General features: G+C 41.3%; 4 protein-coding genes. 2 read left to right on the forward strand and 2 right to left on the reverse strand.

Annotated elements, in window-relative coordinates; translation table 11 throughout:
- Nucleotides 1-7: 7 nt before the first annotated feature.
- Both HUS62_RS20265 and HUS62_RS20270 read right to left on the reverse strand, forming a co-directional pair.
- Nucleotides 8-2,221 carry a CapA family protein gene (locus tag HUS62_RS20265; RefSeq protein ID WP_175080938.1) on the reverse strand — a complete coding sequence of 738 codons (2,214 nt, stop codon included), beginning with the start codon at nucleotides 2,219-2,221 and terminating at the stop codon, nucleotides 8-10.
- A gap of 333 nt (nucleotides 2,222-2,554) precedes the next feature.
- The gene (locus HUS62_RS20270) at nucleotides 2,555-3,208 is read right to left on the reverse strand and encodes an OmpW family protein (protein ID WP_054551769.1); all 654 of its coding nucleotides are present in this window, start codon (nucleotides 3,206-3,208) and stop codon (nucleotides 2,555-2,557) included.
- A gap of 234 nt (nucleotides 3,209-3,442) precedes the next feature.
- Here HUS62_RS20270 and HUS62_RS20275 point away from each other — a divergent pair, with 234 nt between their 5' ends.
- Nucleotides 3,443-4,861, forward strand: coding sequence for an MATE family efflux transporter (locus tag HUS62_RS20275; RefSeq protein WP_175080939.1), 1,419 nt, complete (start codon nucleotides 3,443-3,445; stop codon nucleotides 4,859-4,861).
- A gap of 70 nt (nucleotides 4,862-4,931) precedes the next feature.
- Complete coding sequence (gene dapE / locus HUS62_RS20280; protein WP_175080940.1) at nucleotides 4,932-6,110, forward strand: succinyl-diaminopimelate desuccinylase; 1,179 nt, start codon at nucleotides 4,932-4,934, stop codon at nucleotides 6,108-6,110.
- The last annotated feature ends 102 nt before the right edge of the window (nucleotides 6,111-6,212 follow it).

Here is a 6,212-nt window from a genome sequence, read left to right on the forward strand (position 1 = left end):
CTCCTCCTTAATCAAGTAATGTGAACGTAATTTTTACACTCGTATCATCACTTGCTGAGATTTTTAAAAAGTCAAAACCGTGCATTTTCTCGGTTTGCCATAGTCCATTATCTAAGCTGATAGCATCTTGCCAGCTAATTAGTGCAACATTATCTAAGCGAGAGATTGCTTCACCTGTACTTGGTGCATAATGTCTAAATTGCAGTTTCACACCTCTTGGTGGAAGTTCTTTTGGTCCTAAAGTGAACTCATCTGACGGTAAACTAAAGTCATGACTAAATGCATGCCATGCTTGGTCACCGCCTTCACTTACATCTATTTTATGTTGTGAAAAAGTAAGATCGTCTATTTCGGTTGTATAACTTAATAGAGCATCAATTTTTCCACCATTTTCTGATTGTAAATAACCATAAAATGAGAAGTCTTTACTCAGAAGTGGATCGCCATTTTCATCTGTTAGTTCCATCACTCGCATTGTATGTCTAAACGGTATTATCGATGGCGTATTATCGAACTCGTCACGACTTGAGCAAAGTGCTTGAATGCCAGCATAAGGTTGGTCTGTACATGGAAAAACGCTGTCACTGGTGTGATCCCAGCGGCTTACTTCAAACGCCTCGCTGTCGTTATCCCAATCTTCAAAATCACCAAACACCATTATGTCGCGGCCAAAGACCATACTACTGAGTTCGCCTCTGGTTACTTCGATCTCTGATACGAATGCGGCTGATGAAGGGGCGTATTGTCGCAAGTCAATAATGTCACTATTACTATTTACCTCAATAGTGACGTCTGTCGTGCTCTTTGTTGCCTGATTTTGACTAAAATAGACTTCACCATAATTATCACGAGGAATTAAAGTGATATTGTCATCAGAAAACTCAGCAAGGCGTCTTAATAAGTAGTGAGTTAAAAAACCGGTTGTAAAGCGTGGTTTATAATCTTCAACAAAAATAGGATAAGCAAAAGCCCGGTTGACGGTTTGCGTTTCTGTGTTTAAATCGATCATCACAGCAACACCGAGTAAGGTATCAAGGCGAGGTTGGTCAAATACGAAATTACCAAGACCGAGTACAGCAGGAATATCGTTATAGACAGCAAAGCCTTGCGCTACATGGGGGTGGTGAGCAATAAGGAGATCTGTATTTTGCTTTGATAATGCTTCAAACCGGCTGCCAATATAGCTTGAAGGAGAATAGGTGTATTCATCACCTCCATGCATTTGGGCAATGATAAATTGTGAAGAATCCTGCTCTTCTAGTGAAGATTTAACTGTATCCGAGTTGGTTAAATTTGCAGCCCCGCCTTTTTCAGTATCAGCAATGTAGCTGTATTCGTGTTCTGTCCCTGTGATTGAAGTGGCGGCAAAAAGCACGAGCGTTACATCTTCAAGTGTTTTACTCACAGTGGTCATTGCTTGGGTTTCATCAAGTCCTGCACCGCTATGTAGTAAGCCAGCATTGCTTACTTCAATAAGGGTATCTTCTAAGCCGGATTGCAAGTAATCGTAGATATGGTTATTGCCAAGACCAACATAATCTATGCCTATCTCGGTTAGCCCTTGCAGTGAGTCTGGTAGACTAAAAAAGCTGAACTCTTTGGTTGGATGGACGGTTGCTGGATTAGTCGTCACTGGCGATTCTAGGTTAACTGATGCAAAGTCAGCATTTTCAAATAGGGCTGCGACATCAGCAGTAATTGCAATGCTGTCTGCCCCGGCTGTATCTGGATGGATCAAGGCATCAGTTACATCGGGAATAGACGTGCCCATGGTTTTTAAATTGGGATCTAAATAACGACGGCCAAACATGGTATCTCCAGCAAATAAGAGACTTTTACTGCTCGATGCTTTAGTTTGGAGTTGAACTGTAGTTGTCGATGAGTCTGGTTGATTAACGACAATACTTGCACGCGGAAAATATCCCGATTGCTCAACCATAATCGCATGATTGCCATAAGCAAGGTTACTAACACTTATAGTACCATCGCTATCAGACTGATAGCTTTGCCCTGCCAATGTAACACTGATATTGCTTAGAGGTGTTTGATTTTCATCGGTAATCGTAAAAGAAATATTTGCACTACCAGCAAGCAGCTTTTCGCGATCGCTGATTGCGACCTGCGTTTGCTCATCTGGTTTATCTTCGTTCGGGTCTTTTACTTTACATGCAGTTAAATTAAGACACGTAAGCAGAATTAAAGAATTAAAAAATATTTTCAACTAACGCCCCTCGTTATCACACAATTTACATTCTATACGTCAAAATTATTATGGTTATTTTATAATTGCTGGCTAATAGGGACAACAATTGACCAGCTCTGAAAATTCAGATATTGCATGCTCTTGGGCATAGTTTCGATGATATTTTGTACTGCTGACTTAATAAATAATAATAAAGGTATAGCTTAAGTTTTAAGTGTAGTTCAAATTTATTGGTTGGCAGAATTTGTCTTAAAATTTAGACAAATAGCAATTTGGTATTAGGAAATGAATGGAAATAAAAAAGGCCAATAAATGGCCTTTTTGTGCGTATGGGCTTTCACAAAATGAAAGTTAGAATTTGTATTTAACACCGAACATAGCAACAACAGGGTCGATTTCTACCGTTGAAGTTAATGCTTTTGCGCCGTCAGCATAAACTGTTGCGTCTGTATCTATGTCGATTAGTGAAACCATGCCATGTAGGCCCCAGTTTTCACTCATCATGTAGTTAAAACCAGCTTGAGCTGCAAAGCCAAATGAATCATCTAGTTTCACTTCTACATCGTCAGTACCTAATGTTGCTTTTAAAGCCGCAGAAGGTTTCTCATCAAAGAAGGTTGTATAGTTAATACCTACACCCACAAAAGGACGGAACTTATAAGTTGAGTCTAAGAAGTGGTACTGGGCGATTAGTGATGGTGGTAATTGCTTAATATCGGCAATTTTATTGCCCGCTAAGCCACCAGTTCCTTGAACATCATGGCTAAATGGTGTCGCTGCAACTAATTCAAGAACCCAGTTGTCATTAAAAGAGTAATCAATCGTAATACCTAATTGGGTATTGTCATCGCCACGAAGTCCTAACGTTGGTGCTTCATTGATTTTTGAGCTGTCGTTATCAGGGTTTACATTAATTGCACCTACGTTCACGCTTAAGTTTGCGTTTGCAACAGGAGAGAGTGCTAATAGTGAAGTAAGTAATGCAATGCTTAATTTAGTTTTCATGTTGTTCTCCGCGAACTACTTGTCTTATTTGGTTGAGGCTATTATTACTAACTTGAAGCGGACAAAACCTGTTCTAGATCAAAGTTTCAAAAATGTTTGAACTAAGTGAAGCCATTTATTGATTTAGATTAAGTTTTTAAACAGGTACAGCAAAAAAAATATTGACTCTTATTGACTCTATATTCAGTTGCGGTTGGTAAACTAACAGTGTTATTTGCTTATTAGGTGTTTTTCATGGCTGATCCGCAGCACTTATTTCTTCATGGCTCGATTTCAAAAGCGTTACTTAAATTAGGTATCCCGATCATCTTAATCAATATTTTGCAGTCTGCTTATCAGTTGACCGATGCATTTTGGGTAGGGCGCTTAGGGGCAGAACAAGTGGCTGCCGTTTCTGTCAGTATGCCCGTTACCTTTTTGGTGATTGCTATTGGCTCTGGTTTGGCAATGGCGGGCGCTATTTTATCCGCTCAGTACATGGGAGCTGGTCAGCAAGATAAGGTAAACCATGTTGCTGCCCAAACCATGTTGATGGTGACAATTACCGCAACCATACTTGGCTTAATAGGCTATGTGCTTTCTCCTTACTTTTTGACTTTATTAGGTGTTGAAGATCAAGTGTATGGTAATGCACTTAAATTTATGCACGTATCTTTTATTGGCGTTGTGTTTGTGTTTATTTATGCCATGTTTCAAGCCTTAATGCGTGGCATAGGGCAAACCAAGGTGCCGCTTTATATTGTAAGCGGTACTGTGTTACTCAATTTTGTGCTCGACCCTTTACTGATTTTTGGTTTTGGTGACTTCTCTGGTTTTGGCGTAATGGGGGCTGCATTAGCCACACTAATCACGCAAAGCTTAGCGGCTGCAATAGGGGTATGGGTGTTTTTGCGAGGCCGTCACGGCATCCAACTTAAACTCTCTAGTTTTAAACCAGACTGGCAATATATGAAACAATCCTTCTTTTTAGGCGCTCCTGGCTCGGTTGAACTTTCTGCGAGAGCCTTTGGTTTAATCATTATGTCGTTTTTGGTGGCAAGCTTTGGTACACACACCATTGCTTCTTATGGTGTTGGCTCTAATGTTTTGCAAATGGTGATGATCCCTGCAATGGGTCTTTCAATGGCTGTTTCGACCTTGGTTGGTCAAAACATGGGGGCAAGAAATCCACAGCGTGCAGCACAAATAACACGTTTAGCCTCGCTTTGGGGGTTACTAGGTCTGACATTAGTGGGCGTTGTTGCTTATTTGTTTGCGGAAAACTTTGTGGCTTTTTTCATTCCTGATGATGAATCTGTGATTGCTGGTGGTGCAGATTTCATTCGCGTCATGTGCTTAACTTGGGGCGGAATAGGCGTGCAGCTTTGCGTAGTCGCTGCATTTAGGGCTTCAGGAAACATGCTCAATGCGATGGTTGTGTCATTGTTTTCGCAATGTGTTATTCAATTTCCTGCCGCGTATATTTTGTCTAAGCATACTTCACTGGGACCGCAGGGCATATGGTATTCGTTTGCTATTACTAATGTACTTGTGGCGATTATTACTTATCTCTGGTTCGCAGCAGGTCGTTGGCAACGAACACAATTAACGAAAGAAGATAAAGACATCGCCAAGGTGACCCAAGAAACCCTTATTGAAGAAGGAAATCATTAATTTAAGTTTCACACTGCGGTCATAAACTCTCGTTGTAATAACCCAAGCTTTCTAACTGACTAGGGTTATTATGAGTTTTATATCAAATGCAGGGTTAGCAACGCGCACAGTAGTGCAGTCTGACGTGGTAGAAACATTACAAACCTTGCTCCGATTTAAATCGGTCACACCTGCTCAAGCTGGTGCAATTGATTGGCTTGAAGATAGCCTAAGCCAGCTCGGCTTTGATTGCGAAGTATTTAGCTTTAATCATGTAACTAACTTAATTGCTAAAATCACTTTTGCTGAAGGCCCTATCGTTGCTTTTTCTGGCCATATTGATGTAGTACCAGCTGCAGAAGGGGATTGGCGAGTTGATCCTTTTAGTGGCGAGATAGTCGATGGCAATGTCTATGGTCGTGGCGCAGCAGATATGAAAGGCGGCGTTGCTGCTATGCTTTGTGCAACAAAACGCTTTTTAGCGCAAAATAGCAATAAACGCGGCACATTTTACTGGTTAATTACCTCTGATGAAGAGGGCGAGGCTGAATACGGTTCTTTACTGATTGCTGAGCGTCTAGCCAAACAAGGTGTTGTGCTCGATGGTTGCCTAGTAGGCGAGCCGACGAGTCATTTGCAGGTTGGTGATACCATTAAAAATGGTAGGCGCGGTGCGTTGTCGGCTCGATTATCTATTCAAGGTAAAGCAGGGCATGTTGCTTATCCAGAAAACACCATAAACGCAGCGCATTTAAGTGCAGAGGTTGTGAAGCGCCTAATGGCAATTAGCTGGCACAAAGATGAAGCCGGCTCGGCAACAACACTACAAGTAACCGGAATTAATATTGCCAATGTGGTAGATAATCTTGTTCCTGCTCAGTGTGAGCTCACGTTTAACGTGCGTTATAGTCATGGCTACAAAAGTAAAGACGTGAAAGAAGAAATTCAGTTTGCATTGGCAGATCTAGCATCTCAGCTAACGCTTGTTTGGGAGCGTCCGTGCGAATCATTTTATACCTTACATCAAGCTAGCAATTGCTTGTTGCAGCAGCTTGAACAAGCCGTGCATGAAATCACTGGCAGCTTCCCTATGCTTAGTACCAGTGGTGGCACATCAGATGGCCGCTTTTTTGCTAATGAGCACACGCAAGTGATTGAATGTGGCGTGCGAAACCATACCATTCATCAAGTTAATGAGCATGTTCCTATCGCAGATTTAAAAACTATTGAGCAAATATATTTAGCTGCACTTAGAAATATCTTTAATTAAAAAGAAAAAAGCCGGCGAGCGTGCCCAATGCCAGTCAGTTAAGCTGACTGGCATTTCTTTTTTTATGTGGGTACTTTGATGGCTTAGGCTTTATCGCTCTTG

It is taken from the genome of Pseudoalteromonas sp. 0303, assembly GCF_013349995.1.
Lineage (GTDB): Bacteria > Pseudomonadota > Gammaproteobacteria > Enterobacterales > Alteromonadaceae > Pseudoalteromonas.